Here is a 25,293-nt window from a genome sequence, read left to right as displayed (position 1 = left end):
GTCCTTTTTGGACGGGCGGGACGCCCATCCCACAATAATAATTAAAATTGTAAGTTATTTAATTCGCGATCCTAAGGGGGACGCGAGAGAAGACTCTTCCCCCTTATTAAGGGGGGTTAGGGGGGATCTAGACTCCGATACAAACAAGAGAGACGGTCAGTTTGACGTTAAGCTGACACCAATGGGCAGTGCCGTATTCCACATTTACCAGAAATAATTGCCGTTGCAATTAAGCGGATACCAGGTTGACGAGGGGGGTTTGCTAACTGGAAATCTGGTTGGTTAGAAACAGTTTCTAACTATTCCCATTTAGAGGCTGAGTATCTTATAGAAAATGATTATTCATGTCGTCAGCTAGATGAACCTGACATCAGTAAGATTTGGCAGTGGGTTCAGTTTTCGATAATTTTACTGCCACAGCTACGGGTTAAAACCCAAGGAGAGGAAGAAAAATCGGGTGTTAAGGGTAGATTCAGAAAGCTAGTTCAAACTTTCATTCAAGCTTCATTACAAGACGCCATATTAAATATGTAGAAAGGCTAAATTATGGCAATCTGCCACCTTTGATTAAGTAGGTATAATAAATGTTTTGCAAAAGCGATCGCTCCTAATTCCTAATGTTAATATTTGAGATAATTATATTAAGCCACCGTCTAAAATTCCCACCATGACCTTAATTAAATCTTCTAAATCATCAGGCACTCTAAACAAATTGACATCTTGAAAAATTGTCTGCTTACTTGTATCTAACTTGCCAAATCGCCAGACATCTCCCATGGTCACCGCCCCGTAAAAAATATTTTTGTCGGCCACGTGCGACATAGCAATTAATTCTACAGCTAGTTGAGTAAATCCTCTAGTCATATCGTCTTTTGTGGCTCCAATAACTAGCAAGTCGTGGTTTGACTGCACGAGATAATCTAAATTTCCTTTTAACCAGCTATTAACGTTTAGAGTATACTCAAATCGCAGTTGACATTGGCAGTATCGAACGAGGTCCAGCAAAACAGGCGATACTAAAGATTCTCTTCTAGCTGTTTCGCTGCTGAGACTGAGAAAAGGCAAAGTTGCTCTAATTCTTTGTTTGAGAGAGTCTATTTCTCCTAGTTCTCTAGACGTATGCGGCAGACATAACTCAGCTTTAATTAGCGAGTAATCAAATTCTGCTAAAATTTCGTCTGTTTCGTAAGGTAATTCAAAGTATGAACGAAAGTTATATTCTCGATATTCTTGTAAGATTTTGCGATCGATCATAATGCTTGAAATCGCAATGTGTTTGTTGGTTGATTATATATCAATTTTTACCTCCTTAGAAGATAACTTATGCCCGATCGCCCATTTTTTACACGACTCAGTATTTATCTCCAAACTTCTGTCAAATCCAAGACAAACCCCGGCAACACATCTTCACCCGACAAAGTTGCAGGATTGTCCAGCACTTCCACTTCCTGATTTTGTCTGTAAATCTCCACTTTTCGATTTTTCCTATCTATCAACCAACCTAAACGAACCTGGTTTTCCATGTATTCTTTCATTTTCGCTCGCAGTAGCTTCATATTGTCACTTTTAGAACGAAGTTCTACCACAAAATCAGGACTTAAGGGAAGAAAGCCTTCTTTTTGTTCTGGGGTGAGTGCGTCCCACCTTTCTTGACGCACCCAAGACGCATCAGGAGAGCGATCGGCCCCATTTGGCAGGTGAAAACCAGTAGAAGAATTAAATGCTTTACCGAGTCCTGTTCGCCGATTCCACAGCCAGAGTTGCCCTTCTATATCCAGATTCCGATATCCTGTGTCGCCTCCGGTTGGTGGGTTCACGATTAATTCTCCTGTTGCTGTGCGTTCTAATTGTAACTCTCGATTGGCGATCGCCAATTCAACGAACTGTTCGTGGGTAACGGTGAGTGTTAGTGTTAGTGGAATATTGACTGCAAGGGCGGCATATGATTGAGTTTCTGTCATCATGTTTGTCCTCAAAGTGATGCTTTTATGGCAGATTCATCCTGATTTGGCTAAGCCGGAAATGCTGGATACTTTGTAAATTTTATGATAACACTTAACAGTCTAATCTACAAAGTGCGATCGCGCTTTTGTCAACCAAAGCTCGATCGCATCTGGTATCATAGAAAAAAAGTTCCCCCCGCCCAGACGCAAAAACATGATAACTTCTACAGTTGTTGCCCAATCGGAAATCTACTCTCTAGAAGAATGGATGGAAAGTCCACCGGATCTGCAAGAGTGGGTTGATGGCGAATTATTGGAGAAAAATGGTCTGACTCTCAAGCATAGCAAGGTGCAAGGAAATCTTTACTTTTATTGGAGAACCTACAAAGACTCTAGCGGACAAGAAGGGGAGGTTTATACTGATGTTCCCTGCCGCACAAACAACCAGGGGCGCTATCCTGATGTTGCCTACCTTCCCCCGGAATTAGCAGCACAATTTGGCAATCTCAAAGTGCTGCCGCAAAGTTTTCCTTTATGTGCTGAAATTGTTTCTCCAACAGATTTGGCGGAAGATGTAATTGCTAAAGCTACAGAATATTTAGAATCGGGAAGTGAGGAAGTTTGGCTGGTATATCCGGAAAACCAATGGATTATTGTAGTCACAAAAGCAACCAGAAGCATCTTTATTGCTGGGGAAACTGTTAGCACTCAAATTGTTTTACCGGGTTTTAGCATTCCAGTAGATGAATTATTAAAATGAGCGATTTCCATACATTATCATTTTCCGCCTCTAACTGGAAGTGTCGATATTGAGAAAGCTCCTCAATTGTTGGGTTTCGATGCTTTAACAAACATTTGCCCTCCCAAAAATCGCCACAAAAAAGGCAATTTTAAGTAAAGTTTTAACAGCAAGGGCGAGGCTGGTCTGCCTTTCGTCGAAAACGGTAAAAATCTCGGTAGAATCAGGTCAATTTCAAACCCGACAGTTTGTAAAAGCTCTTGCAGCGATAAATGCGTTATCGGTAATTGATGGTCGATAAAATCGTAGTATTCCTGGTAGGAATATTTAAAATTCGGCTGAATCACCAATAAAGAACCGCTAGGCTTAAGGGCATTAAAGCAAAACGAGATAATGTCTACAAGTTCCTCTTTGTTGCGGAGGTGCTCAAAAAAATTTGAGATAAAAATACGATCGAACTGTTCGGTAAAAGATGTGTAAGCCTCCAAATTCAACACATCAATATTAAGCACATTCACATCAGCATTAGCAAATAACTTTGAATCAGGATTAAGGTCAATTAAACATTTTTTTTCAGCCCTAACTTGATTTATAAACTCGCAGTAACCGCCACCTATATCTAAAACCGCTGAGTCTGGAGGAACATAATTTTGTAAAAAATCGTCAATTAAAACTTTCCAGAGTGCCACCTTCGCTTGCATTTGTCGGGAATCAAATCGATTGGCGTACAACTTTTTGAGATATGTGTCAGTTTTCATAGTAAAATAGCCTTGACTGAGTATGAGTTTATCACGCGATCTAGCCCACTATGAATGTTATATCTACTGAAATCCCGGAACTCCTGATCGTTGAGCCAAAAATTTTCGGAGACGATCGCGGTTTCTTTTTTGAGAGTTTCAATCACCGAGCTTTTGTCGAAACAACAGGTGTGACGGCAGCATTTGTTCAAGACAATCATTCCAAATCCTCTAAAAATGTGCTGCGCGGTTTGCACTACCAAATCCAGCAGCCTCAAGGCAAATTGCTGCGGGTAGTGGCTGGCGAAATATTTGATGTAGCGGTGGATATTAGACAAAGTTCGCCCACTTTCGGAAAGTGGGTGGGGTGTTTGCTGAGTGCTGAAAATAAGCAGCAACTTTGGGTACCGGCGGGCTTTGCTCACGGTTTTTTAGTGGTTTCGGACACGGCTGAAGTTTTGTACAAAACTACAGATTATTATGCACCGGCACACGAGCGGTGTATCCTGTGGAATGACCCCGATTTGGCGATCGACTGGCCGCTAGATGGTGCCGAACCAATCTTATCAGCTAAAGACCAAGCGGGACAAACCTTCAAAAAAGCTCAAGTTTTTGAACAATGAAAATTTTACTCGCAGGTGGCAGCGGACAGCTAGCTCAAGAATTGCAGCCGATTTTATTACCCTCGGGAGAGGTAATTGCGGTCGATCGCACTCGCCTCGACTTATCCCGACCCGAAAGCATCCGTCAAGCAATGGCTGAAATTCAACCGGATTTAGTTGTCAATGCGGGTGCTTACACTGCGGTAGACAAAGCGGAAAGCGAACCGGAATTAGCAAACGCAGTCAACGGCATTGCACCCGGAATTCTCGCCGAAGAATGCGAAAAACTGGGAGCAAGTTTGATTCACTTTTCTACTGATTATGTATTTGACGGTAGTCACGGTTCTGCTTATCTGGAAACAGATTCTACAAACCCCCTGGGAACTTACGGGAAGTCGAAATTAGCAGGCGAGGAAGCAATCCGGAAAGCGGGAAACCGACATATTATTATTAGAACCGCGTGGGTTTACGGCAACGGCGGCAAAGGTAATTTTGTCAAAACCATGCTGAGGTTGGGAAAAGAAAGGGAAGAAATTCGAGTAGTAGCAGATCAGATCGGAAGTCCTACTTGGACTAGGGATTTAGCGGAGGCAATTTCGCAAATTATTCCTCTCCTTGGGTCAGAAACTTTTGGGACTTACCAGTACACTAATAGCGGTGTTTGTAGTTGGTACGATTTTGCGATCGCCATTTTTGAGGAAGCAGCAAAACTCGGCTTTCCCCTAAAAGTTCAGCGCGTAATTCCCATCACCACCTCCGAATATCCGACACCCGCAAAACGTCCGGCTTTTTCTGTCCTCTCTACGGTAAAAATATCAGCACTTCTAGGCACGCATCCTCCCCACTGGCGGCAAGGACTCAGACAAATGCTGGTAAGAGAAGTGAAATGAAATAAGACTTACCCATAGAAAGAAACCCGGTTTCAGCGCGCCATCTTTGGTTTGACGACTAGACAGACAGGAAGAAACCGGGTTTCTGGTTCAAGAGGAAAATTCAAAACGCGAGGGCGGGTTATGTTCATGAGTTACCTGTTATCTGCAAAGTTTCTCGCCTAAACCCGCCCTTACCAATTAAAAATCTCCCCATGTCGGAATCCATGAAAGTTAAGCAACAATATGTTTTAATTGCCGCATCAGTTTTCGGCATTCTAATACCAGCATCATATATTTTGTACCTGATATCACAAGCGGGAGACTTGTCTAATTTTGATTATTGGTGGATGACGTGGAATTTTTATTCAGTAGACGGTTTCTCTACAAATCCTTTTAATTGGATATTTCGGGCGAACGAGCATTTTGTCTTGATTCCGGCAATTATTTATGGATTGAATATAGTTGTCACCCAAGGCTCAAATATTGGTTTATGTTTAGTTGCCTGGTTCTTGGCTTGGATTCAGTGCCATATATTAATTGCTCTACTGCCGTTAAAATTGAGGCGTTTTCCGCTGCAATTTATCTCGCTACTGCTTTGCATTTCTATTTTTAATTTTACTCCGGCGGCGGCTCACAATTGGATGCGGGGCTTCAGCGGCGTTCACTGGATAATTGCTAATTTATTTGTGATTTGTTCGATATTTTGTTTGCAATGCTATGTGACGCTTTTGTCAAGTAAGAGGGAGGCCGAGCCTCTGGATATTTATTCCCAGGCACAGCCGGGGAACGAGTTTGTAGGATCGGTGCCCCCGTGCCAGCCCCCACATTTAGAAAATAAGTGGGTAATTGGCAGCATTATTTTTGGCGTTTTAGGCTGTATTAGTTACAGCACTCCTTTAGCTTTGTGGCCGATATTGTGTGCTGCTGCTGTTGTACTGCGGTTTCCGCGGCGAATCACTTATTTGTATTTCATTGCTTCGATTGCGGTGATTGGCATTTATTTTTTAACTTATAAAACTCCAGCTCATCACCCTTCTTTAACTAAAATTAACCCGCTCAAAACTATCGAATATATTCCCACTTATCTCGGCGGAATATTTAGCGAAAATATTATTTTTGCTTCAATTATTGGTATAATTGGTTTGATTGCAGCGACGGGTTTTGTGAGTTATTGGCTATTTGTAAAAAAGGTCGATAGCCCGGATTGGCTGCCTTGGCTATCAATCCAACTTTACACGCTGCAAACGGCGTTAATGGCTGCGGTTAGCCGATCGGGATTTGGCGTCGAACAGGCCACCGCTTCCCGCTACGCCACACTCCCAGCTTTGTTTTGGATGAGCACAATTGTGCTGACAGTATTGTGGGTGCGCGAGTGGCAGCCAACACCAAGAATTCAAGGGCGTTGGCTGACACCGCTGTTTGCAGTCGCCACAGTCGCCATTATTTTAATGTACGGGGTGGGAGGCGAAACTGCAATGGCGATCGCCCGCAGAGCAACCTATCAACCGTTAGTAGCATTATCACTGCAATTAGGCATCACCGACGTAACGCTAATTAAAGACCGCGTAGGCAACAAACCCGCCGCTTTTATCGGATTAATCGACGCCTTAAAAACTAACAATTTAGTACCCTTTAACCGAGATATCAAAAAACACAATTTCTGTGCAGCATTAGCCACAAAAATCGCTCCAAACTTACTGTCAGCACCCAAAGACGGAGTACCCGGATATTTTGATACAGTCACCAAACTTGCACCAAAAGCAGCGAGAGTAACTGGCTGGGTAGGAGACCCCGAAAACAATGTAAAATGTATTGCCATTCTCAACCAAGAAAATGTCGTTAGAGGTTTCGCCATGTCAGGATTTCCGCGCCCAGAGTTAGTTAACTTGTTTGGCCCTTCCTACGAATTCGCAGCTTGGAGAGGATACATTCAAACATCACCAGCAGATAAATTATTGACAGCCTATGCCTCCTTTAAAAACCGCAAAGGTTGGGTAGCCTTGCGAAACTCCCAAGTTATCAATAAAAACTAAAAAACCTCTCTTTCTCCTCCTCTGCGGCCTCTGCGCCCTCTGCGGTTAATAAAAAAAACCTCATTTACAACACCAATGAAATAGAATAGCCCTATGCCAAAACATCTCAGCTTCGTAATCCCCGTTCACAACGAAGAAGCCACCCTCAAAGTGCTATTTGAAAAAATCCAACTTGTCATGTTCCAAACAGAAATTGACAGTTACGAAGTCATTTTCATAGATGACGGTAGCCGCGATTATTCCTGGCAAGAAATCACAGATTTAGCCAGCCAACATCCCCAACTCATTAAAGCGATTAAACTGCGCCGCAACTTTGGCAAATCCGCCGCACTTTCAGCAGGATTTCGCAATGCAGCAGGGATAATTATCTTTACTCTCGATGCTGACCTTCAGGATGACCCCGCTGAAATTCCCAAGTTTTTACATCATTTAGAATCGGGATTTGATTTAGTTTCTGGTTGGCGAAAACGGCGGAACGACCCGCTTTCTAAAACTTTACCTTCCAAGCTGTTTAATGCCGTTGCGTGTTTGCTGACTGGGGTGCAAATGCACGATATGAATTGCGGTTTTAAAGCTTACCGTAGGGAAGTTTTGCAGTCGATTAAGTTGTACGGGGAATTGCACCGCTACATTCCAGCTTTAGCCAACAATTTAGGGTTTAAAATTGGGGAAGTAGTTGTGGAACATCATCCGCGCAAGCATGGAAAATCGAATTACGGCTGGGAACGTTATGCGCGGGGATTTCTTGATTTGTTGACGGTGTTAGCCACGACGCAGTATTTACACAAACCGGGTCATTTGTTTGGGGGTTTGGGATTGTGTTTTGGCTTGGTTGGAACTGTTTCGCTGAGTTATTTGATAGTTATTTGGTTTCTGAATTTGGCGGGGATGAATTTTGGGCCGATCGGGAATCGACCTTTGTTATTTTTTGGGATTTTGTGTACAATTCTGTCGGTGCAGTTGATTTCTTTGGGGATTTTAGCTGAGTTGATGGCGCGGAATGTGGATGCTGATTATGTGGACAAGCAAATTAGCGAAATTATTGATGATTCTGGTTTTGATATTTAACCGCAGATTAAGGCTGATTAACGCTGATTAACGCAGATAAATCGGATGTTGAAATTGCTTATAGACAAGCAAAGTCTGTGTCGGCCGACTAAGATAAAAGTCTAATTGAAATTTAACAAGTTTTACCAATTACCTATTACCTAATTTTATAAAGTATCCATTTGCCTTGTTTGTCGGCGATTTCTCCTTGAATATTTGGGTGCCAGTCAGTACGAGTCAGGATATAATCGGCATGATAGTTTCTGGCTACTTTGACTAAATCTGCACTGCTGCGGCGGATAAAAAAGTCATTTCCTCCCCAAATCATTTGCGGGTTTAAGGGAACCCCTAAAACAGCTTCCATGCGATTTTGCCATTCTTTGATGCCTTTTTCGGTAAAGGGAAAGTTCTTGAAGTTGACGACAATCGCTCTTTCGGAGAAAAACTGGAAGCTGGTAACTGAAGGTGGAATTAATACGAGTGAATCGCGGCTGCTAATTTGCGAAAATCGCACAGCTAATCTGCTTAAGTCGTCACTGGAAACGGCATTGATATTAATTCTTGTTTGAAATAAATTTAATATAGGTTTGGGCAGAATTCCTGCTACTCCAAAAACTAAGGTGGCGGTAGTTATTAAGGCTAATGTGTGAGTTAGAGTCTGTTTTATAGATGTAGCAAGGGTTATTTCTTCTAAAATGAATGGGAAGGCGAGGATTGAGAAAAGGACTGGGATGCTAATTATTCTATCGCCCATTATTTCCCAGGAATCAGTCACCGGATATATCAAGCTGAAAATTACCGTTCCTACTGCTAAAATCCACAACAATATATTATATCTTTTGGGAAATACGTATTTTTTTGTTTGCCACACTGATAATCCTAGGAAAATGATACCCCTAAAAGGCAAAGTTAGTACAACTAACAGCAACAAGCTAATAGCTATTCTTTTTTGTCTGTAAAGTATATCAATTGTCAAACCAATAGCAATAAATATGATTAATTGAGCAAAAGGTACGGTTCTAGCTAACTGTAGTTTGGCGATAAAAGCCAGCGGGTAAACTTCTACAAATATGTAATTTAGCAACAGTGCAAAAATTGATGTGCCAACAATTACATAAAAATTAATCTTGTCTTCTTTTCGCAATAAATCCGAATTTTTGATGCACAGCAACCCACCCATTATGAAACATATAAAGTTGAACCAATTCCCAAAATCCCAATTTGACGGGAGGATGTGGTGGGGGTTGCGGACTTTGGCGTGAATGTAGACAAACTGGGCGTTGTCGATAGTGTGAGTGCTGGTAGTACCTGTTAATAACATCGGTACGTAAACGATACTTGCCATTGCTGCTAAAAGTGCGATCGCCAAAATCAATGTTTTGAAATTCCGCTGTCTTACAGATTCAATAAATAAAACGGGAACCATCATCAATCCCGGCAACAAACCAACTAAAAATTGCAGCAAACAAGCCAGCCCAAAAAATAAATATCCGGTCAGCCATTTCTGGCGCAAACTAAAGTAAATTCCCCAGATTGCGAAACCCATTGCGAAGGTACTGGGTACTGATTTGGTGGAAAATATCAGGGTGTTACCAACATCTGTAAATGAAGCGGCTATACATAAAAAAGCCATCGCTGCGGCAGGCAGTTTGGAATTAGTATAGATATTGATAATTGCGTAGCAAGCGAGGATAAATGAACCAAAGGCTAGGAATTGATAAATAAAGTGCGCTAGGGGAATGCTGGTTCCTAAGTTGGCGAGCAAATAGATAATATAATAATAGTAGTATCTGGGATTAAATTTCACCATTTCCTGAACGTAATAATCATTTTTATACAGTTCAGGATTTAGCATAAATTGAATTGGCGGCACTTCGGGAAAATTGCCTCCAATCGGGAAAATATAGCCAGTTGCCATCAGGGAGCCGATGATGACAAAAGTATAGAGAGATAAATTAAAATACTTGTGGGATTTTTGATATTTCTGCATTATACCTCTTGCAATCATTCCCAAATCATCTTCAAATACATCTGCGTCTATCTGTGTTTATCTGCTTTACATCTGCGGTTTCTGTATCTATTAATGATTTAGGCAATCTTGTCTTATTTACGGTTAAACTTACCTACTGACAGCTAAATTGTTAATCTCCAGTTGGCATTGGTTTGTTAAATCCTGTTTGCTGCTACTCAATACCTCAAGCAGCAGATAAATTGGATTTTTGCCCTCAACTAATAGATTTAAGCCGAGATCACTTTTTTGACTGTAAGCCATCTCTGCTGAGTCTACTAATTTACCTTGCTTGTCCCACAAAGTCAAGCGCAGGGCAATTCCCGGACATTGTTTGTTAGGTAAATTGAGTTTGCCGGTAACTTTAGCTTTGTCTGAGATGGCACCTAAATACAGGAAAGATGTATCGAGTTTCTTGCTGTTTTTAATTGGATTAGTTACAATATGATATAGGTTATTTGATTTTTGGCTGACTGAATAATTGGCACTTGTGTAGATTGATTGATGCAAACTAATCCAATCTAACTGCGTGCCCGGTCGATCGACTATTTGCCGCTGCATCGCATCCAAAGTCCTAACTGCCGTTGCTGTATCAGTCGGCCGCACCCTCCGGTAAACGCTGACAGTCACGCCGTTTTCTAGCTTAAACTGTTCCGGTAGCAATTGGAAATCCCGGGCAATTTCCCAGTTTTGAGTAAAGGCATCGTACACAACTTTAACAACATCTTGTTCCTGCGATCGCAAAACTTGTTCGTCAGTCGGTAACACCTGCTGAAAAGGTACAGCAACCACCGCATATTGTGACTGCAACAACTCCGGTAGCGGGTAAGTATCGCGCGAGTCAATTTGCGGCCTCCCGATGGTATTTAATTTCCACCAACCCTCCGGCGGGTTTAATTTTCGGTTAGCTTGTCTGAGTATGTTAGCATTGAAATTGTTAGAAGCACCGACAATATAAATCGGTTCTTCATTCGGTGCTAATTTTCGCAAAAACTCTACTAATTTTACAACTTCGTCGTAGTCCGATCGCACTAACGGCGGAAAATTAGCCATAAACAGTCTTGACAAATCAATTTTGAGAGGAATTAACCCGACTGCGGCATTCAAAACCAGGTACAAACCCGCCGCGCCCAGCATGAAATACCGGACTTTTCCCTTGAGTGTCAGCCAAGTTGTCCAGAAAAATGTGGATATTCCTAAAAGTGCGATCGGTGTAATATGAATTGTATAGTGCAAGTAGCCGTAACGCAAGACTAACAGCCATTCAATCAGCGAGAAAACTCCAAACAAGGAAACAAAAATAGCCGCCGCCGGAACCAGCATTCGAGTGAGAATTCCCGCAGAAAAACCAATCAGTACCAGCAGCCAAGTTCCCAACCCGTAAAAATCCGCATAACGAGTTAAAATATCATTTACAAGCAAACTCCAAGCGACATACAAATTGCGGTAGTCAACCGTCAGAGCACTGCGAGTAAAATCTCCCGCTACCAACATTAAAATAGTCAAGCTAGTTGCAGCTATTAACCCTAACTTTACAGCGGATTCAAACAAGCATCTGTAGGGAAATGGCACGGCCACCTCCTTATCTTGTGAAGACGACAAGGCCCTTTCCCTACGGTATATTAGTACAACAAACTCGATGAAAGCCTGTAAAGTCGCTGCACCAAAAAATGCGATCGCACTATAAGCAAAATGGCGCCGCCACAGAATAGCCGCCGCCAGCAAAAACCCAATCAACGGGATTTTCCACCAAGCTTTCAGCTTAACATCCTGCAAATAAAGCAAAATTGCCAAGGCTACAAACACACAGCCGCCAGTATCCAGATATCCCCGCAGAGTCGGTATCCAACTCATAGGAATTAATAAACTCAGCAGCACAGTAGACCAAAACACCCGGCGGGAATAAACTGGAATTAGCTTTGCAGAAATTGCCCCCAGCAACAGGCGAAACGGCAGCACATAAATCAGGGATACGCTGAGAATGTAACTCAGCCGAGACTCGCCAAATAAGAGAATAAACGGCACTAACGGCAAAGAAATTAACAGGTTTTTTTCCTTAGATAGCGATTCTATAACTCCGCGCCATGCTCGCTCTGGCGAGTCTCGAAATAAATTTGCCGTGTTGACTGTAGCGGTATTGTATCCCGCGTAATCCCACCAATAAAAAGTATGTTCGCTGGATACATAGATTGAAGTTACTGCAACTGTGACGAGAACAACTAAAAACAAGAAAAACCCATCAATCAGAAACTTGCGAGGCAATTTAAAAGAAACAAAATCAAATAATCCCATCAGTCTAGCAACCCTAAATCAATTGTATAGTCCTGGACGCACGGGTAGTCAGAAACCGGGTTTTTTGCCAAAATCTTGCATCAAAGCCTTTAATTTCGGTAAAAACCCGGTTTCTTTGGTATGGAGGCGCGTCCCAGATTGTTACCTTAAAACAGTATCTTGCAAAAAAACTCCCAACTTTTCTGCATATTGCCGATTCGCGATCGCACTTGGATGAAGGTCATGAGGTAAATTATTATTGGCAGGTATTTTCAAATCAACCGAAATATCCGCCGTAGCAATTCCCTCCTGACTTAACTCCTGCAACATCTTAACAGAACCGCTATTAATTCCCACCACAACTAACTTAACACCCTTAGCCTCAGCCACACGGTTAAACTCTTCAATAATTGCCTTAGAAACCTCATGGCTTCTATACAATCCCTCTTCAAATTGATTGTAATTAACCTCCAAAAAATGGCTTAATGCAGAAACCCGCATCAGGGGGAACTCGCGATATTCAAGTTTTGCCATGCTGTAGGTAAAATTATTTTCTCCATTCAGCCTAGCATCAGGCTGCAACAGAATACCCAGTTTATTCCAAGCAGCCATTTGCTTTCTTCTCGCCCTTAACAAAGTATTGCGGCGGTCGTGAAATCCCGCATAAGCAATCACCGCAATTTTGGGTTTATGTGCTTGTTTGAGTGCTTCTTTGAATTGAATCAACGAGTGCAGCGTGCCGTAGCCGTTAACGCCAAAATTAACTATTTCATATTTGGGTAATTTCTCTTGCAGCAACCAAGGATAAGTTTCGCTGTCATTCAATGACCAACCATAGGTAAAAGAACAGCCAAATATCCAAATCTCAGGTTTTTTTGAGGATTGATTGTAAGTATTGAGTGGATGTGTTATTCTGAGACTATTATTGAGGTGAGTTGCATTAAATGAGTAATTGCCGTTAAGTATTACTTTGAATTTTCCCGGCAAATGTTTGTAGCCGAGTTCTGAGTCTTTGGTAAAAAAGTTACCTTTTGGTTCGACGGCAACATCAACATTTTCTATTTGCCAGGGTTTGTATCCCGCAACTCGCAAGACGATTTCTGCACTGGTAGCAGATAGAAATATTGGAAAAATTAGATAAGTTATTAACCTGAAAATAGAGCTTTTAATAAAATTTTTTTTCATAATTTATCGTAGGGGCGGGTTTCACCAACCATATCGGCGTAAGACCCACAATATAATAAACCCGCCCCCGCCCAAGGAATAATCGGAATCTACCACTGTGACGAGAACAACTAAAAACAAGAAAAACCCATCAATCAGAAATTTTCGAGGCAATTTAAAAGAAACAACATCAAATAATCCCATCAGTCTAGCAACCCTAAATCAATTGTATAGTCCTGGACGCACGGGTAGCCAGAAACCGGGTTTTTTTGCCAAAATCTTGCATCAAAGCCTTTAATTTCGGTAAAAACCCGGTTTCTTTGGTAGGGATGCGCGTCCAAGATTGTTACCTTAAAACAGTATCTTGCAAAAAACCTTCCAACTTTTCTGCATATTGCCGATTCGCCACCGCACTTGGATGAACGTCATGAGGCCAATTATTATTGGCAGGTATTTTCAAATCAACCGAAATATCCGCCGTAGCAATTCCCTCCTGACTTAACTCCTGCAACATTTTAGTAGAATTGCTACTAATTCCCACCACAACTAACTTGACACCCTTAGCCTCAGCCACACGGTTAAATTCTTCAATAATTGCCTTAGAAACCTCATGGCTTCTATACAATTTTTGTTCAAATTTATTGTAAATAACCTCCGAAAAATGGCTTAATGCAGAAACCCGCATCAGCGGGAACTCGTGATATTCAATTTTAGCCATGCTGTAGGTAAAATTATTTTCTCCATTCAGCCTAGCATCAGGGTGGAACACAATACCCAGTTTATTCCAAGGAACCACGTGCTTTCTTGTCGACCTTAACAAAGTATTGCGAGGGTTGTGAAATCTCGCATAAGCAATCACCGCAATTTTTGGTTGATTTCCTTGTTTGAGTGCTTCTTTGAATTGAATCAACGAGTGCAGCGTGCCGTAGCCGTTAACGCCAAAATTAACTATTTCATATTTGGGTAATTTCTCTTGCAGCAACCAAGGATAAGTTTCGCTGTCATTCAATGACCAACCATAGGTAAAAGAACAGCCAAATATCCAAATCTCAGGTTTTTTTGAGGATTGATTGTAAGTATTGAGTGGATGTGTTATTCTGAGACTATTATTGAGGTGAGTTGCATTAAATGAGTAATTGCCGTTAAGTGTTACCTTGAATTTTCCCGGCAAATGTTTGTAGCCGAGTTCCGAGTCTTTGGTAAAAAAGTTACCTTTTGGTTCGACAGCAACATCAACATTTTCTATTTGCCAGGGTTTGTATCCCAGAACTCGCAAGACGATTTCTGCACTGGTAACAGATAGAAATATTGGAAAAATTAGATAAGTTATTAACCTGAAAATAGAGAGTTTAATAAAATCTTTTTTCATAATTTATCCAAGGGGCGAGTTTTACCAACCATATCGGCGTAAGACCAACAATATCATAAACCCGCCCCCGCCCAAGGAATAATCGGCATCTACATTTTTTTTGATGAGCTCAAACCTCAGGTTAATCTAGATTATCCGCTCTGTGGGGGCGGGTTTATCTAAATTGTGTGTGAACCTCAAATATTGCTTGTAAAACCCGCCCCCAGGACTCTTGTAGGGGCGGGTTTCACCAACCATATCGGTGTAAGACCAACCATATAATAAACCCGCCCCCGCCCAAGGAATAATCGGCATCTACATTTTTTGGGATGAGCTCGAACCTCAGGTTAATCTAGATTATCGGCTGTGTGGGGGCGGGTTTATCTAAATTATGGGTGAACCTCAAATATTGCTTGTAAAACCCGCCCCTACAATGGTATGTAGGGGCGGGTGTCACCAAATATCTATGTCTAAAACACACAATCTCGTAAACCCGCCCAACCGATCGATTAATTTCTAATAACCAGCCTCCTCCTCGTACTCAGGAGTCTTAGTCTTCTCAGGGATATTCACCCGAGGAGGCTTGTAAGACTTCGGCGCCTCATCGTCAGCCCAAGCATCGGCCTCCACATCATCCTCGTACTCGTACTGCACCACCGGCTGCTTCGGGCGAGGACTCTCAGAGCGAGTGTACTGTGGCTTCTCCTCGTACTCCTCCTCGTAATCGTCCTCCTCGCCGCCCCAATTATCCTCTTCGTAATCCTCGTAATCGTCGATAATCGGCTCAGGCTGCACCGCGCGCATCGGCTGGCGCACCGCAGGCCGATTCCACTGCGAATCCTCATCCCAAGGAACTTCCTCTACCGCAGGCTGCGCTACCTTGCTGCGCATTTCCGGTGCAGGTATCCGCACGCCCGGGCCCAATTGATGGTCCGTAGCCACGGGTTTCGGATAATAACCTTGCTCGTCCTCTTCCCGTTCCCAAGGTGCTTGGCCCAAACCGACGCGCTCTAGCAAACCCACCGTAAGCTGCCTGAGCCTTTCCTCGGAACCTTCAAACACAATCAAGCGATTCGGACCGCTGCTGACAATTTCCTCAATCCCCAACTCGTAAGTGCTGAGAACTTGGTCGGGGATTTGGGGGATGCCGAGGGAAGCGATAATTATAGAAACTAACTTACCGTCTTCGGGGTCGAACCTAAAGCCCCGCACCCTACCCAAAAGTTCGCCGGTTTCGGTAATAACTTCGCTGTTAATCAAAATGCTGTAGACTTCAACATCAAGATCATCTTCGATCGCGCTCTCATCTTCCACCAACAGCACGTCGCCGATTTCGCTGACATTGCTGAGGAACATAAACCTCGGCATTCCAGCGACCGCAAATATATTATCTCGCAGACCGATCGCCACAACTTCCCGCCGATCAATGTCCACCCACAATTGACTAACCACCCCCAAGCGTTTACCTCTGTCGCGGGTGATGACCTGAGTGCCGAGAATGTCGGAGCGTTGGCAAATTTGTTCGGATGTCATTCTAAGTTTAATCCTGATTTATTAAGTACATATATCACTCAACACGATAGTTAACAAAGACTCCGGGACTACAACTTCAGTCCTATGACTTGAGTATAAGCTCCCCGTGCTTGAGTAACACCTATTGTACGCTGTGCTGATTGAATCATAGGTCGCCGCAAACTCACAACAATAAACTGGGCTTGTTCAGACTGTCGTTTTATCATTCTAGCTAATCGCTCCACATTTGCCCCATCCAGAAACATATCCACTTCATCAAAGGCGTAGAACGTAGATGGGCGGTAGCGTTGCAGCGCAAAAATAAAACTCAGCGCCGTCAGCGACTTTTCGCCTCCAGACATGGAAGCCAGCCGCTGTACGGGTTTGCCCTTCGGGTGAGCAACCAAATTCAAGCCGCTGCTGAAGGGGTCTTCCTCGTCATCTAGCTGGAGATAGCCATCGCCTTCGGAAAGTTCCGCAAAGATAGTCTGAAAGTTCTCGTTAACCGCGTCGAAAGCTTCCTTAAAAGCGCGCCGCCTGAGGGTGGTAAAGTTTTCGATTCTCAACAGCAGTTCAGTGCGTTCTCCTTCTAATGTTGTCAATTTTTGACTCAATTCAAGAAGGCGTTCTTGAGTGCGGTTGTACTCTTCCAAGGCTAGCATATTGACTGGTTCTAGGGCTTGAATGCGTTTGGCGATCGCCTTTACTTCTTGCTGCAATTCCGTTAAATTGGCTTTCTCGACATTTTCAGGAATCGACGGCACGGGGTCGGGCATTTCCGCCCGCTGCGCTTCCAATAGAGTGCGGACTGAGGCTAATTGTTCCCGGCGTTCTTGCTGGGTTTCGTGCAGTTTTTGCGACTGCCATTGTAACTGCTGTTTGGCTAAATGCTTCTCTCGCAATTGAGATTCCGCCCGATCGCGCTCTCCCTTCTGCACGCCCAATTTTTCCTCAATTTCCCCCAAAGCCGCCTTAGCTTCGGCAATTTGCCGGTCGAGTTCTAACTGCTGCGAAACAATGCGATCGATCGCATCCGCCCCCGCGTTTTGCTGCACTTGCCATTCCTGCAATTTCTCGCTGCCTTCCTTAATTTTCTCTTCCAAACGCCCGAATTGATTTTCCAAGTCTCCTTGGCGCTGCTGGACGTTTCTCAGAGCCTGTTCTCGCTCTTGCAGTTGCGCTTCGAGTGCGCGCAAACTCGATTGCATTTGCTGCCATTCGCTGTGACTGTTCGACTCTTCCAACTGCGCCAAAGTTTGCCGGTACTGCTGCAATTGAGTTTCCTGGGCGGGCAATTCTCCCTCTAGCAACTGCAATCTCGATCGCGAATTAGTTAATTCCTGTGTGTTTTTCGCAATTTGCGATCGCACTTGTGCCTGTTGCGCTTGCAAATTCTTAATTTCTGAATCCAACTGTTCCAAGCGCAACTGATTTTCGCGCAAATTCTGTTTCGCTTCCATCAATTCTTGGCTGCGAGTTTTGACTGAAATAGACGCGCGGTCGATCGCAATTTTGCACCTTTCCAAAATCCGCTCAATTTCCTCCAACCTTTCTTGTAAAGAAGCGATCGTCCGCGCTTCACTACCAGCCTCGCTACCATCAACCGTGCCAAAATGCAAGGTAGATCTATTAGTAGAACTTCCCCCAGTCATCGCCCCGCTACTTTCCAAAATTTCCCCGTCCAAAGTGACAATTCGGTACTGTCCCAAATAGCGGCGAGCATCGCTGAGGTTGCTAAACACCACCGTACTGCCAAAAACGTAAGCAAAAATTTCCTGATACCGCGAATCGCAATCAATTAAATTAACAGCCACCTCCACAAACCCAGCCGCGCGCCGCAAATTTTCATTCACCGAAAACCTGCCGCCTCTAATCTTATTCAAAGGCAAAAACGTCATCCTTCCCGCCCGTTTTTGTTTCAGCAATTCGATCGCAGCTGCAGCCACGCTGTCATCTTCCACCACCATATTGCCCATGCGGCCGCCCGCCGCTATTTCCAGCGCCAACTGATAGCGCGGTTCTACCCTGCCCAGTTGAGCTACCAAGCCGCAAACTCCGCCAATTCCGCTTTGCGCGACAATTTTTGCAGTAAACGTTCCCGTCGCTTCTTGCAGTGCTTGAAACTGCACTTCTAGTTTGTCTAATTTGCGCTGTCTTTCCCGCTGTTCTTCCAACAAACGAGTTTGAGTTTCCTGTTGCAGTTGCAATTCTTGTTCGGCTTCGACTAAAATCTGATTCAGCGATTCTACTTGCAAAGATGCAATGCCTTTGGTTTCCACAAGGCGAGATTGCTGAGCTTTTTTCGCTTCAATTTCTTGTTCCAATACTTGCAGCGATTGGTTTTGTTCTTGAATTTGGCTTTCCAGGCGATCGGCTCTTTCTCCGATAGTAGCTTGTTCTGTACGCTGCGGTTCCAAAGTTTGTTGAATTGTTTCAATTTGGCGGTGCAGTTCCGTTTGCTGCTGTACCCAAGCTTCCGCCGTCGAGGCGATCGCATTTGCAACTTCCCGATTTTCATCTAAACTTTGCTGGGCTGCGTCCCGCTGTTCCTGAAAACTCCCCTGCTGAGACTTAACATAAGATATTTCAATCTCAATTTGCTCCAAACTTTGTCGAAATTCCCGAACTTCTGACTCGGTTTGTGCTACATTAGCCGCCATTTGGCCAGCAGTTATTTCTAAATCCTGTTTGCGGTTTTGCAGTTGCCGCCGTTCCGCTTCCTGAGTCGCAATCGTCGCTTGCAAAGCCAACAGTTCCGACTCTCCCAAAGCTTTAACGCGGGCATTCAGCGCGTCAAGTTCGGCCGTTGCTTCTTGAATTTGGGTGCTAATTGTTTCCAGTTGTTCGGTGAGAGATGCAGAAGTGCGATCGCCCGTTTCGATTTGTTCTCGCAGTTTCCATTCTTGCTGCTGCAATTGGCGGAATTTCAGCACAATTTCCCACTGCGACTTTTCTTGAAGTTCCGCCCGCAATTTTTGATATTTTTCCGCTTTTGTGCGATCGGAAGCAAGTCTATCGCGCTGAGTAATCAGCTCTTTTTCCACAATCCGGCTGCGTTCTTCCACCTCCTTAACTTCATCCAACTTCTGCTTAGCTAAAGAGATTTTGCGATCGAACTGAGCCACCCCAGCCAATTCGTCAATGATTTCTCTGCGTTCCTTAGAATTCATCGAAATAATGCTGGTAACGTCTCCTTGCAGCACGACGTTATAGCCTTCGGGATAAATTCGCAAGCGGTTGAGTTGTTCGTGAAGTTGAGTCAGGGTGCAAGGTTGGCCGTTAATGTAATAAGTTGAAGTGTAAGTACCTTGGCGAGTTACCCGAAGTTTGCGCGTCACACTCCACTCATCCGATTTTCGATTTTCGATTTTCGATTTTCGATTGGTAGCGAGTAGTTGCCCGTTGTTGTCTTGAGTTGCTGCGATTTCAATCTCTTCTACGTCTTCAACAGATAACTCTGCCGATTGTCGATTTTCGATTTTGGATTTTCGATTGACAGGAGATGATTCTCCGTTGTTGTCTTGGGTTTCGGCACTTTCTATCCCTTCGGCTTCTTCAACAGATAGAGGCGATTTGAGATTGACAGGAGATGATTGGCCGTTGTTGTCTTGAATTTCGGCAATTTCTATCCCTTCGACTTCCTCTGCTTCAACAGATAACTCTGCCGATTTTAGATTTGGGATTTTGGATTTTCGATTGACAGGAGATGGCTTGCCCTTATTGTCTAAAGTTTCGGCAGTTTCTATCCCTGCGACTTCTTCAACAGATAGAGGCGATTCTGGCTCTTCAGCAAGTGATTGTCCGTTGTTGTCTAAAGTTTCGGCAATTTCTATCCCTTCGACCTCATCTGCTGCATTTTCCTCCTCATCTTCATCCCGGGCGAACCATTCCTCCCCCACATCTTCCAGCGCAAAAGTCGCAGTAACGCTAGCTTCGATCGTACCGCGCTTGTTTTGGGCGCTGTTGACCAAATCCGGCAAACGTTCTGCCCGCATTCCCTTAGAACTCGAAAGCCCCAGACAAAACAGCAAAGCATCGAGGATATTGGACTTGCCAGAACCGTTGGGCCCGGAAACCACAGTAAAACCCGGCAGCACGGGAATGGACGTTGTGCCGCCAAAAGATTTAAAGTTAGTTAGTTCAATCCGTTTAATGTGAACCATATGCTAGGAGTAGCTTTGGCTCTAGGTTGTTGTCACAGGGTAGCACAGGCACTGGGGCGATCGACAATGTGCGAACTTTCCAGCATAGTCGATCGAACCGATATCTTACACCTTTGTCAACAACCCAGTCGGCTTTTACTTAAAAAGCTTATTGACAAAGCTACAACATCTGCGATCCGAGCGACCCCCCCACAAACGAACGTAAATTTTGATACAGATAACTACAGGAGACTCGAGCGGCATTATTTGTGCGATCGTAGCTGAAAGCCTCACCCAGACTCAATGACAGGAAATATAATGCCTGGAATTACTCATGTGCCCCCTAGACATATAAAAACTTTCCGGTAAAATCGAACCAAAATTAATAATGTATAAAGTAACGAAGCGCATTATGGAGGGCAAACCCATTACACCAGCTCAGAACTCGTCTCACCTGCCAGCTTCACCTGAAAGCGACGAACAAGTATTACAAATTTGGGGTCGGGAGCCCCTTAAAGGACACGTCAAAATCAGCGGCGCCAAAAACTCGGCCTTAGTAGTCATGGCAGGAGCCCTGCTATGCCCAGAGGATTGCCGTCTCCGCAACGTTCCCGGTCTGGTCGATGTCGCCCGCATGGGGCAAATTCTCTCGGCTGTAGGAGTCAAGTTACAGCGGAACGGGGACGTTTTAGACATCAACGCCAGCAACCTCATAGACGCTCAAGCCCCCTACGAATTAGTCAGCCAACTGCGGGCGAGCTTCTTCATCATCGGGCCACTGCTAGCGCGTTTGGGATTTGCCAAAGTACCCTTGCCGGGTGGGTGCGCCATCGGCGCCAGACCCGTTGAACTGCACGTTCGGGGTCTGCAAGCCCTCGGCGCCGAAGTCCACATCGACCACGGCACGGTTCACGCTTACGTCAAAGGGTCGAACCGACGCCTGAAAGGAGCCAAAATTTATTTGGACTACCCCAGCGTTGGCGCAACTGAAACTTTGATGATGGCGGCGACTCTGGCTGAAGGAGAAACCGTGATTGAAAATGCGGCTCAAGAGCCGGAAGTGGCAGATTTGGCGAATTTCTGCCGCGCTATGGGAGCAAAAATTCGAGGCGCCGGCACGAATACGATCGTCATTTCGGGAGTTCCCAAGCTGCACGCGGTAGACTATTCAATTATTCCCGATCGCATTGAAGCCGGAACATTTTTAGTAGCAGGAGCCATCACTCACTCCGAAATCACTTTATCGCCGGTAATTCCCGAACACCTGACCGCAGTCATTGCCAAATTGAAGACAATTGGGGCGAAAATTATTGCAGAATCCCCCGACCTTCTGCGGATAGTTCCCGGCCAAACTCACTCGGCCACAGACATCGAAACTCTGCCTTACCCAGGTTTCCCCACAGATATGCAAGCTCAGTTTATGGCTTTGCTGACCCTGAGCCAAGGAGACAGCTTGATCAAAGAAACCGTGTTTGAGAATCGCTTGCGCCACGTAGCAGAGCTCAACCGCATGGGCGCCGACATTCGCCTTAAAGGCAATGTAGCGATTGTGCGCGGAGTGTCCCTGCTGTCGGGTGCGCCAGTAGTGGCAACAGATTTGCGGGCTTCGGCGGCGTTAGTGCTAGCGGGACTGGCAGCCGATGGTGTCACCACAATCAGCAGCTTGCAGCACTTAGACCGCGGCTACGAGCAGTTAGAGGTGAAACTGCAAAAATTGGGAGCTAAGTTGCGGCGCGTCAAAGAGGGCACAGACCCGGCGACTGCTGAGGCTCCTGTCAATCCCGTGCGATCGGGTTTAAACTGTTAATTAGTCAGTTGACGGTTGACTGTTGACTGTTGACGGTTAACTGTTGACTGTTGACGGTTAACTGTTGACTGTTGACGGTTAACTGTTGACTAACGAATAATCACTACAATGTCGAACATACCGCTCATAGGTTTGAAAGCAGACCAGTTTCGCCACCCGCTAGACTTGGAAGCCACCAGCACTCTCAAACAACTGCCCGGCCTGGATTTGATAGTGCGGCAGTTGCTGGGACAACTTGGCGAACAGTTTTTCATGCTCGAAAATCTAGCCTCCAGCGTCCAAGTCGGCGAAAATCAATTGCCCCACCTGCATCAATTGCTGGTGGATGCCTGCAAAACTCTGGATTTGGAGGTGCCGCAGCTTTATGTCCGCCAGCACCCGATGCCGAATGCTTACACCTTTGCGATGCGGGGAAAACAGCCTTTTGTGGTGATGCACACTTCTCTGATTGATTTGCTCACAGACGAGGAAGTTAAGGCAGTAATCGCTCACGAGTTGGGGCATTTGAAGTGCGAACACGGAGTTTACCTGACTCTGGCTAATTTAATTGTGTTGGCCGCCGGTCAAATTTCACCTGTGGGAACCGTGCTGGTGCAGGGTTTGCAGGCGCAAATGTTGGAATGGTTGCGGTGTGCCGAATTTACGTGCGATCGCGCCGCCTTGCTCGCCACCCAAGACCCAAAAGTGGTAGCATCGGTGCTGATGAAACTGGCCGGAGGTTCGCCGACTTTAGCTCCGAAACTGAATGTAGATGCGTTTTTAGCGCAGGCGCGGGCCTACGACGACCTCAGCACCACTCAACTGGGAGAAATGCTCAAACAAGCTCAGACGGCTCAGTTGTCCCATCCTGTACCAGTATTGCGCGCCCGAGAGATCGATCGCTGGGCAAGTTCAAAAGATTATGAATCTTTGCTTGCACGAAATCGATCGGTGTGTTATGATGGTGAAACCCAAAAGGGCGGGTGGCGAAATTGGTAGACGCATCAGACTCAAAATCTGACACCGAAAGGTATGAGAGTTCGATTCTCTCCCCGCCCACTGCTAGAAAATCTTAATAAATCTAGGGTTCCAGATGATAAGTCTGGAACCCTAATTTATATGGCATGGGGAATTGGTAACAACAGTCATTAGTCATTAGTTGTTAGTCATTAGTTGTTAGTCATTAGTCAGTCAACCGTCAACCGTCAACCGTCAACCGTCAACAGATTTTATGGGTGAAATCGCCGCTTTAGGCGCTGCATTTGTCTGGGCTCTATCTTCCACAATCTGGCAGCGAGTGGGACAGCAAATGCCCGCAGTGGTGCTAAACTTGCTCAAAGGCGCGATCGCCCTTTTCATGCTCCTGGCCACCGTGCTAATTCTAGGCACATCTTTACCATCCGTCAATCCCCATATTTTAGCAATGCTGCTCATCAGCGGCGCCCTAGGAATTGGCATCGGAGACACCGCTTTCTTTCTCGTATTAAAATATTTAGGCGCGAGGCGAACGCTGCTTTTAGAAACCCTATCCCCCCCTTTAACAGCTTTATTTGGCTTAATATTTTTGCAAGAAAACTTATCGCCCATTGCTTGTACAGGCATTCTTTTAACAATCTGTGGCGTAGCTTGGGTAATTGCAGAACGGACAGCCGAAACAACCTTACCACCAAAACATCTTTGGCAGGGATTAGCCATTAGTTTATTAGGACAAACAAGCCACGCCGCCGGAGCAATTTTATCACGGGCCGCCTTCACTCAAATAGATATTGATCCCCTGTGGACGGCAGCCTTGCGTTTGAGCGGCGGCATCGCAGTCATGCTATGCTTCTTGAACCCAACAAACCTTGACACTTTTCAACAATTAAAAGCGCCAAAAATATTAGGTGCAATAATTCTAGCAGCTTTTTTAGGAACCTATCTCGGAATTTTCCTGCAACAGACTTCGCTGAAATATGCACCCGCAGGAATAGCTCAAGCACTCACTTCTACCAGTCCCCTATTTATACTGCCTTTAGCGGTGCTGGCGGGCGAAAAAGTGAGCCTTCGGGCTGTTGTGGGCGTAGTGGCTGCGATCGGCGGAATCGCCCTATTATTGGGTTTGAAGTGATTAAATGTGAAAAGAGAGAAACCTTAATCACAAATATAGCTCAATCAATCCTAGACCTCAACCATCCACTAAATTTAATCTTTCCCTATTCCCGAGCCGTGCTGCTAGCATTAGTCTGGAAAACTCTACCAAAAAAAATCTATGTAATCGGATTTGGTGCTAGCAACCTCCCCAGATTTTTCACCACTATTTCGCTAACGCCATAGTCGAATGTACAGATATTGACCAAAAAGTAGTCGAAGTAGCTCAAAAAATTTTTGGCATTCAATTCGACGACAGACTCAAAGTAGCCCTTCAAGAGGGCCGCGAATATCTAGCCCAACAAAATCCCACAGTAAAAAACGATTTAATAATCGTGGATGCTGGTTTTGGCAGCGGCTAGATGCCCTAGAGATTGGTGACAAAAAAATTTTACCAACTGTGCAAAACTCGCTTGTCAAGTGCAGGTGTTCTAGTTGTCCACCTGTTTCATAAACCAGAGTTTAATGCTGCAGCGGTGAAAACGATTCAAACTGTGTTCGCACAAGTTTATATCTGCAATTTAGAAATAGGCAACAGCATTGTCATTGCGACTAATACTCCCGATTTAGCTAAAAATGAAATTTTCTTGAAAGCCGAACTTATTCAAGATTTCCACAATTGAGAATTTTCCTTAATAGAAATGTCGCTTCAGCTAAAAAAAAGTAGCCCAATTGCCGGAATGGGTAAAAAATTGGGAAACGCTGTCAATTTTTACAGATTCTGAACTACCCGCAGGATATTGGGACTGATAAATATATGACTGACGTACTCGCCCCAAAAAAAACCGGGTTTTTTAACCGATATTGAGGGTTTCAACCACGTATTTGGTTAAAAAACCCGGTTTCTGACCACTCGTGGGTAAGTCCTAATACCAAATCTAAATCAGTCAATCGATTTTAGATTTTAGATTTTAGATTTTAGATTGACTTGCGCGAGATAAATGCTCTTTCTTGAGGATTTT

At 44.5% G+C, this 25,293-nt stretch carries 20 protein-coding genes and 1 tRNA gene; 12 read left to right on the top strand and 9 right to left on the bottom strand.

Annotated features, from left to right (window positions below):
• A partial coding sequence (locus tag QUB56_RS32100; RefSeq protein ID WP_332960396.1) for a hypothetical protein occupies nucleotides 1-217 on the top strand: 217 nt, incomplete at its 5' end.
• 419 nt (nucleotides 218-636) lie between these two features.
• On the opposite strand, the gene QUB56_RS32095 is transcribed toward QUB56_RS32100, so the two are convergent.
• Nucleotides 637-1,254 carry a hypothetical protein gene (locus tag QUB56_RS32095; RefSeq protein ID WP_332960395.1) on the bottom strand — a complete coding sequence of 206 codons (618 nt, stop codon included), beginning with the start codon at nucleotides 1,252-1,254 and terminating at the stop codon, nucleotides 637-639.
• A 104-nt stretch (nucleotides 1,255-1,358) separates the two neighbouring features.
• Nucleotides 1,359-1,964, bottom strand: a complete 606-nt coding sequence (locus tag QUB56_RS32090) for a Uma2 family endonuclease (RefSeq protein ID WP_332960394.1) — start codon at nucleotides 1,962-1,964, stop codon at nucleotides 1,359-1,361.
• 193 nt (nucleotides 1,965-2,157) lie between these two features.
• Between QUB56_RS32090 and QUB56_RS32085 the strand changes: the two genes are divergently transcribed.
• Complete coding sequence (locus QUB56_RS32085) at nucleotides 2,158-2,703, top strand: Uma2 family endonuclease (RefSeq protein WP_332960393.1); 546 nt, start codon at nucleotides 2,158-2,160, stop codon at nucleotides 2,701-2,703.
• Between the two features lie 62 nt (nucleotides 2,704-2,765).
• Here the strand turns inward: QUB56_RS32085 and QUB56_RS32080 are convergent, their stop codons facing one another.
• The gene (locus tag QUB56_RS32080; RefSeq protein ID WP_332960392.1) at nucleotides 2,766-3,440 is read right to left on the bottom strand and encodes a methyltransferase domain-containing protein; all 675 of its coding nucleotides are present in this window, start codon (nucleotides 3,438-3,440) and stop codon (nucleotides 2,766-2,768) included.
• A gap of 50 nt (nucleotides 3,441-3,490) precedes the next feature.
• Between QUB56_RS32080 and rfbC the strand changes: the two genes are divergently transcribed.
• The 4 genes from rfbC (at nucleotide 3,491) to QUB56_RS32060 (ending at nucleotide 7,994) form a co-directional block, all read left to right on the top strand.
• Complete coding sequence (gene rfbC / locus QUB56_RS32075; protein WP_332960391.1) at nucleotides 3,491-4,042, top strand: dTDP-4-dehydrorhamnose 3,5-epimerase; 552 nt, start codon at nucleotides 3,491-3,493, stop codon at nucleotides 4,040-4,042.
• Nucleotides 4,039-4,911, top strand: a complete 873-nt coding sequence (rfbD, locus tag QUB56_RS32070; protein WP_332960390.1) for a dTDP-4-dehydrorhamnose reductase — start codon at nucleotides 4,039-4,041, stop codon at nucleotides 4,909-4,911. The genes rfbC and rfbD overlap by 4 nt, the downstream gene beginning before the upstream one ends.
• Before the next feature lie 206 nt (nucleotides 4,912-5,117).
• Nucleotides 5,118-6,926 (top strand): hypothetical protein, encoded by a 1,809-nt coding sequence (locus QUB56_RS32065; RefSeq protein ID WP_332960389.1) that lies wholly within the window; start codon nucleotides 5,118-5,120, stop codon nucleotides 6,924-6,926.
• Between the two features lie 93 nt (nucleotides 6,927-7,019).
• On the top strand, nucleotides 7,020-7,994 hold the full coding sequence (locus QUB56_RS32060; RefSeq protein ID WP_332960388.1) for a glycosyltransferase family 2 protein: 975 nt from the start codon (nucleotides 7,020-7,022) through the stop codon (nucleotides 7,992-7,994).
• 136 nt (nucleotides 7,995-8,130) lie between these two features.
• On the opposite strand, the gene QUB56_RS32055 is transcribed toward QUB56_RS32060, so the two are convergent.
• The 6 genes from QUB56_RS32055 to smc all read right to left on the bottom strand — a co-directional run bounded on the left by QUB56_RS32055 (nucleotide 8,131) and on the right by smc (nucleotide 20,439).
• Complete coding sequence (locus QUB56_RS32055; RefSeq protein WP_332960387.1) at nucleotides 8,131-9,963, bottom strand: DUF6798 domain-containing protein; 1,833 nt, start codon at nucleotides 9,961-9,963, stop codon at nucleotides 8,131-8,133.
• A 129-nt stretch (nucleotides 9,964-10,092) separates the two neighbouring features.
• The gene (locus tag QUB56_RS32050; RefSeq protein WP_332960386.1) at nucleotides 10,093-12,273 is read right to left on the bottom strand and encodes a hypothetical protein; all 2,181 of its coding nucleotides are present in this window, start codon (nucleotides 12,271-12,273) and stop codon (nucleotides 10,093-10,095) included.
• Between the two features lie 141 nt (nucleotides 12,274-12,414).
• Nucleotides 12,415-13,437 carry an SGNH/GDSL hydrolase family protein gene (locus QUB56_RS32045; RefSeq protein WP_332960385.1) on the bottom strand — a complete coding sequence of 341 codons (1,023 nt, stop codon included), beginning with the start codon at nucleotides 13,435-13,437 and terminating at the stop codon, nucleotides 12,415-12,417.
• Nucleotides 13,438-13,762: 325 nt separating this feature from the next.
• The gene (locus tag QUB56_RS32040) at nucleotides 13,763-14,785 is read right to left on the bottom strand and encodes an SGNH/GDSL hydrolase family protein (protein WP_332960384.1); all 1,023 of its coding nucleotides are present in this window, start codon (nucleotides 14,783-14,785) and stop codon (nucleotides 13,763-13,765) included.
• A 495-nt stretch (nucleotides 14,786-15,280) separates the two neighbouring features.
• Nucleotides 15,281-16,297 (bottom strand): PRC-barrel domain-containing protein, encoded by a 1,017-nt coding sequence (locus QUB56_RS32035; protein ID WP_332960383.1) that lies wholly within the window; start codon nucleotides 16,295-16,297, stop codon nucleotides 15,281-15,283.
• A 68-nt stretch (nucleotides 16,298-16,365) separates the two neighbouring features.
• Nucleotides 16,366-20,439, bottom strand: coding sequence for a chromosome segregation protein SMC (gene smc, locus QUB56_RS32030; protein ID WP_332960382.1), 4,074 nt, complete (start codon nucleotides 20,437-20,439; stop codon nucleotides 16,366-16,368).
• A gap of 367 nt (nucleotides 20,440-20,806) precedes the next feature.
• Here smc and murA point away from each other — a divergent pair, with 367 nt between their 5' ends.
• The 6 genes from murA to QUB56_RS32005 all read left to right on the top strand — a co-directional run bounded on the left by murA (nucleotide 20,807) and on the right by QUB56_RS32005 (nucleotide 24,954).
• Nucleotides 20,807-22,225, top strand: coding sequence for a UDP-N-acetylglucosamine 1-carboxyvinyltransferase (gene murA, locus QUB56_RS32025; RefSeq protein WP_332960381.1), 1,419 nt, complete (start codon nucleotides 20,807-20,809; stop codon nucleotides 22,223-22,225).
• Between the two features lie 108 nt (nucleotides 22,226-22,333).
• Nucleotides 22,334-23,203 (top strand): M48 family metallopeptidase, encoded by an 870-nt coding sequence (locus QUB56_RS32020; protein WP_332960380.1) that lies wholly within the window; start codon nucleotides 22,334-22,336, stop codon nucleotides 23,201-23,203.
• Nucleotides 23,182-23,263: transfer RNA gene (locus QUB56_RS32015), tRNA-Leu, on the top strand. The genes QUB56_RS32020 and QUB56_RS32015 overlap by 22 nt, the downstream gene beginning before the upstream one ends.
• A 172-nt stretch (nucleotides 23,264-23,435) precedes the next feature.
• A complete protein-coding gene (locus tag QUB56_RS32010) occupies nucleotides 23,436-24,311 on the top strand; it encodes a DMT family transporter (RefSeq protein WP_332960379.1) in 876 nt (291 codons plus the stop codon).
• Nucleotides 24,312-24,486: 175 nt separating this feature from the next.
• Nucleotides 24,487-24,693, top strand: coding sequence for a hypothetical protein (locus tag QUB56_RS37485; RefSeq protein WP_445243423.1), 207 nt, complete (start codon nucleotides 24,487-24,489; stop codon nucleotides 24,691-24,693).
• A 15-nt stretch (nucleotides 24,694-24,708) separates the two neighbouring features.
• Nucleotides 24,709-24,954: a hypothetical protein gene (locus tag QUB56_RS32005; RefSeq protein WP_332960378.1), complete on the top strand. Its 246-nt coding sequence runs from the start codon at nucleotides 24,709-24,711 to the stop codon at nucleotides 24,952-24,954.
• Nucleotides 24,955-25,293: the final 339 nt, after the last annotated feature.

Source organism: Microcoleus sp. AR_TQ3_B6, from assembly GCF_036702785.1.
In the GTDB taxonomy this organism is placed as follows: Bacteria; Cyanobacteriota; Cyanobacteriia; order Cyanobacteriales; family Microcoleaceae; genus Microcoleus.
This window is presented reverse-complemented; position numbering and strand designations above follow the sequence as displayed.